The sequence below is a fragment of the Clostridium sp. genome (assembly GCF_032552055.1).
In the GTDB taxonomy this organism is placed as follows: Bacteria; Bacillota; Clostridia; order Clostridiales; family Clostridiaceae; genus Clostridium.
Genome location: NZ_JAWGSV010000244.1, coordinates 1 through 4,737, shown reverse-complemented (window position 1 = coordinate 4,737; position 4,737 = coordinate 1). Strand labels below are relative to the sequence as shown.

Annotated in this window: 3 protein-coding genes and 1 pseudogene; all 4 read left to right on the top strand. The window is 28.8% G+C overall.

What is annotated here, in order from left to right; genetic code table 11:
• A pseudogene (locus E6248_RS13345) lies at positions 1 to 95 on the top strand (Clp protease); the annotation flags it as partial.
• A 119-nt stretch (positions 96 to 214) separates the two neighbouring features.
• Positions 215 to 2,581, top strand: coding sequence for a DNA translocase FtsK 4TM domain-containing protein (locus tag E6248_RS13340; RefSeq protein ID WP_316341282.1), 2,367 nt, complete (start codon positions 215 to 217; stop codon positions 2,579 to 2,581).
• 85 nt (positions 2,582 to 2,666) lie between these two features.
• A complete protein-coding gene (gene rimO / locus E6248_RS13335) occupies positions 2,667 to 4,004 on the top strand; it encodes a 30S ribosomal protein S12 methylthiotransferase RimO (RefSeq protein ID WP_316341281.1) in 1,338 nt (445 codons plus the stop codon).
• The gene (gene pgsA, locus E6248_RS13330) at positions 3,988 to 4,578 is read left to right on the top strand and encodes a CDP-diacylglycerol--glycerol-3-phosphate 3-phosphatidyltransferase (RefSeq protein ID WP_316341280.1); all 591 of its coding nucleotides are present in this window, start codon (positions 3,988 to 3,990) and stop codon (positions 4,576 to 4,578) included. The genes rimO and pgsA overlap by 17 nt, the downstream gene beginning before the upstream one ends.
• Positions 4,579 to 4,737: the final 159 nt, after the last annotated feature.

Genomic DNA, 4,737 nt, shown 5'->3' with positions numbered 1-4,737 from the left:
TTGGAGAGCAGGCTGTTGACTGTGGACTCATTGATGAAGTTGGTGGAATTAAAGATGCTTTAGATAAATTAAAAGAATTAATAAGTAAAAATTAATTTAGAAAGCAATTTAAATAAATGATATTTTATTTGAATTGCTTTTTTTTTATTTGAGTTTATAATTATATTATGTAAATAGTTTGTTTACAAGAAGTGGAAAATGGCGAGGTGATATTGTGTCTAGAAAAAATACGAGAAAAACTAGCAAGAAAAAGGACACAGCTAAGAAAGGAATTAAGGAAAATGGAGATATTAAAGGTATAATATATATAGCTTTAGGTGTGTTATTATCTATAGCTATATATACTACTTGGGCTGGAGCATTATCAAAAATATCAAGAGATGTTATATACAACTTAATAGGTGTTAGCGCCTTTGTACTTCCTTTATATTTAATTTATTTTGGTTATCATATTATAGTTTCAAAGGGAAGTATAAAATTTACTAGAAGATTATTTGGATTTTCTATGATTATAATATCTATAACATTATTTTGTGCAACTGCAAGTATAAATATACTAGGTGAAAGTATAGGATTTTCTGAAGATTGGAAAGCTGTATTTGATCAAAATGGGCTAAATGGAGGACTTCTTGGGCATTTGATAAGTTATCCTCTAAGTAGATTAATTGGTTTTATTGGTTCATATATTTTATATGCAACTATAGTAATTATAGGAGTTATTCTTTCTGCAAATATTACTTTATATGATATAGCTAGTGGTTTTAAAGGAAAGTTTAATAAATCAAATAAAAAGGTAAAGAATAAGGAAGAAAAAGAAATTAAAGATAAGGAATCCTTAATAGAAGTGGTTCCTAAGGTAGAAGATAAGGAAAGAGAAGACTTCATAAGTGGAATAAATAATAAGATAAAAATATTAGATTTCATGAAAAATTCATCCCTTGAAGATAGTTCTATGGAAATATTTAAAGAAACAGATGAAAACAAGGGAAGTGAAGAGAATCCATTTAATATTGAAGTATTCAATGAAGAGAAAAAAGAAAGAGAAGAAGTTAAAGCAAAGAAAGAAAAGTTAGATAATAACGTAAAAGAAGTAGTTAGTAAAGAAATAGAAGAGAGCTTAACTGAAGAGAAAAAGGAGGAGAAGCCATATATTAATCCTTCAATTGAGTTATTAAACATAAACAATAAGACAAAATTTAAGAAAGAAGATAAAAGAGACTTACTAGAAAATGCTAGTAAATTGGTAGGAATATTAAATGATTTTGGAGTAGATGCCAATGTTAAACAAGTGACAAAAGGACCTTCTGTTACTAGATATGAAATACAGCCAAGTCCAGGTGTTAAGGTTTCAAAGATAGTAAATCTCCAAGATGACATAGCTTTAGGACTTGCCGCTAGTGGAGTTAGAATGGAAGCTCCTATACCAGGAAAAGCTGCTATAGGTATTGAAGTTCCTAATAGTGAGCAAACTCCAGTATTTTTAAGGGAAGTCTTAGATAATAAAGATTTTAAAGAATCAAATAATAAAATTGCTTTTGCATTAGGTAAAGATATAGCAGGTAAATCAGTAATTGGAGATATAGCGACTATGCCACATACTTTAATTGCAGGGGCAACTGGGTCTGGTAAATCAGTATGCATAAATACATTAATAGTAAGTTTACTTTATAAATACAGCCCTAAGGAAGTTAGACTTTTAATGGTTGACCCTAAAGTTGTTGAACTTAGTATTTACAATGGAATACCACATTTGTTAATTCCAGTTGTAACAGATCCAAAGAAAGCTGCAGCAGCTTTAAACTGGGCAGTTAATGAGATGAATAAAAGATACAACTTATTCTCAGAATCCTCAGTTAGGAATATTGAAGGATATAATGCCTTGTTTGATAAAGGTATGATAGAAGAAAAAATACCTTATATGGTTATTATAGTAGATGAGCTTGCTGACTTAATGATGACATGTCCAAATGATGTAGAGGATTATATATGTAGATTAGCTCAAAAGGCAAGAGCAGCTGGAATACATTTAATAATTGCAACTCAAAGACCATCAGTAGATGTAATTACAGGTGTAATAAAAGCGAATATCCCATCAAGAATATCTTTTGCTGTATCATCAGGAATTGACTCTAGAACTATACTTGATCAAACAGGTGCAGAGAAGTTACTTGGAAGAGGAGATATGCTATATTGTCCTATGGGTGAAAACAAGCCAGTAAGAGTGCAAGGAGCATTTATTTCTGAAGAAGAAGTAGAAAGAGTAGTAAATTTTATTAAAGATGAAGGTGCAAGTATAGACTATGAAAAATCTATAATTGAGCATATAGAAAATGAAAGTAAGGGAACTGATAAAGGAATAGAGTCAAGTGATGTAGATGAACTCTTAAATGAAGCAATCAAAATTGTTGTAGAATATAATCAAGCTTCAACTTCATTCCTTCAAAGGAAACTACGAATAGGATTTAATAGAGCTTCTAGAATAATGGATGATCTTGAGGAAAGAGGTATAATATCTGAAAAAGATGGAAGCAGACCAAGAGAGGTATTAATTTCTAAGGAAGAATTAGAACTAGAGGATTAAAAAAACTTGTAAATCCTAATTAACTAATTTAAAATAATATTTAGATTAAATACAATCACTTTTTACAACACAGGAGGAAGTATCTTTGAAAAAATATAAGGTTGGAATGGTAAGCTTAGGTTGCGATAAGAATAGAGTAGACTCAGAACTTATCTTAGGAAGTATAAATAAGTTTTATGAAATAACTAATGATCCAAAAGAAGCTGAAATTATAATAGTAAATACATGTGGATTTATAGAGAGTGCAAAGCAAGAATCCATTGACACTATACTTGAAATGGCGGAGTATAAAAATAAGTATAAATGTAAAATGTTAATTGCTACAGGTTGCTTAACTCAAAGATATGGTGAAGAACTTTTAGAATTAATGCCAGAAATAGATATATTAATGGGTGTTAATGATTATATGAAGATTCATAAAATGATTTTAGACTTCATAAATGGTGAAAGAAAGTTATTTGCCGCAAATTATAGTGATGAAAATATTAATGAAGGAATAAGACTTTTAACTACGGATAAACATACAGCTTATGTAAGAATAGCAGAAGGTTGTGATAACTATTGCACATACTGTATTATTCCTAAAATAAGAGGAAAGTTTAGAAGTAGAAGTAAGGAAGCTATATTAGAAGAAGTAAATACTTTAGCTAATAATGGTGTTAAAGAAATAATCTTAATAGCACAAGACTTAACTTACTATGGAATGGATATTTACAATAAAAAAGAATTACACAGTTTAATTAAAGATATTTCTAATATAGATAAGGTAGAGTGGATTAGACTGTTATATTGTTACCCAGAGGAAATAACTGAAGAATTAATAGAAGAAATAGCTAATAATAAAAAAGTTGTTAAGTATTTAGATGTGCCAATTCAACATATAAGCAATAATGTTTTGAAGAAAATGGCTAGAAGAACTAATAAAGAAACTATAACTGGAATGATTAAAAAACTTAGAGAAAAAGTTCCTGCTATAACTTTAAGAACATCTTTAATAGTTGGATTCCCAGGGGAAACAGAAGAAGATTTTAATGAGTTATGTGGGTTCTTACAAGAATATAAACTAGATAATGTTGGAGTATTTAAGTATTCTAAAGAAGAGGGGACTCCTGCTAGTACTATGGAGGATCAAATAGAAGAAGAAGTAAAAGAAGAAAGACAAAATAAGTTAATGCTTATACAAAAAGATGTTTCTTCTAATTTAAACAAATTGAAAATGAATAAAGTTTATGATACTATAATAGATAGACGTAGAGGAAAATATTTCATTGGAAGAAGTTCAGAAATGGCTCCTGAAATAGATGGCACAATATTAATAGAATATAATGATAATATTAATATAGGTGACATTGTAAAGGTGAAAATTAAGGAATCTCTAGAGTATGATTTAGTAGGAGAGGTATGTGATGAATTTAGCAAATAAGCTAACAATGCTAAGAATATTTTTAGTTCCATTATTTTTAATATTTATTGCAGTACAAGACATTCCGTATGGAACCTTTATAGCTACTTTTATATTTATAATTGCATCTTTAACAGATCAATTAGATGGATACATAGCTAGGTCTAGAAACCAAGTAACAAACTTTGGTAAATTTATGGACCCTCTAGCAGATAAGCTTTTAGTAACAGCTGCATTAATTTCTTTAGTAGAGCTTCAAGTTGTACCAGCTTGGGCTACAGTGATAATAATATCTAGGGAATTTGCTGTATCTGGACTAAGAACTATAGCTGCTTCTGAAGGTAAAGTAATTGCTGCTAGTATGTGGGGAAAAGTAAAAACTGTTACACAAATAGCTGCAATAATATCTTTATTACTACAAGTAAATGTTGGGACATCAAAATATTTAATTTCTCTAGTTAGTAGTAGTGAAATTATTAAAAAACTTATAATGGATGGACCAAGGGTGCTTTTACTTATTGCAGTTATTATGACTATAGTATCAGGATACGATTATTTTAAGAAAAATATAAAAATAATAAATACTAAAAAATAGTGTATATTTTATAAAAATGGATATAATTACAAAGGGAGTTCCAACTCTTAAGGTTGGGACTTTTAATTTAAGTAAGACTATAAATATGAATTATATTAATGTTGACTAAAGTCAATAAATGTTTTATAATTCATATATAGAACAAATGTTCTTTTAGAG

Bases quoted from the DNA above. Each gene is read 5' to 3' on its own strand.
- pgsA (WP_316341280.1), top strand. From the start codon at position 3,988: ATGAATTTAGCAAATAAGCTAACAATGCTAAGAATATTTTTAGTTCCA.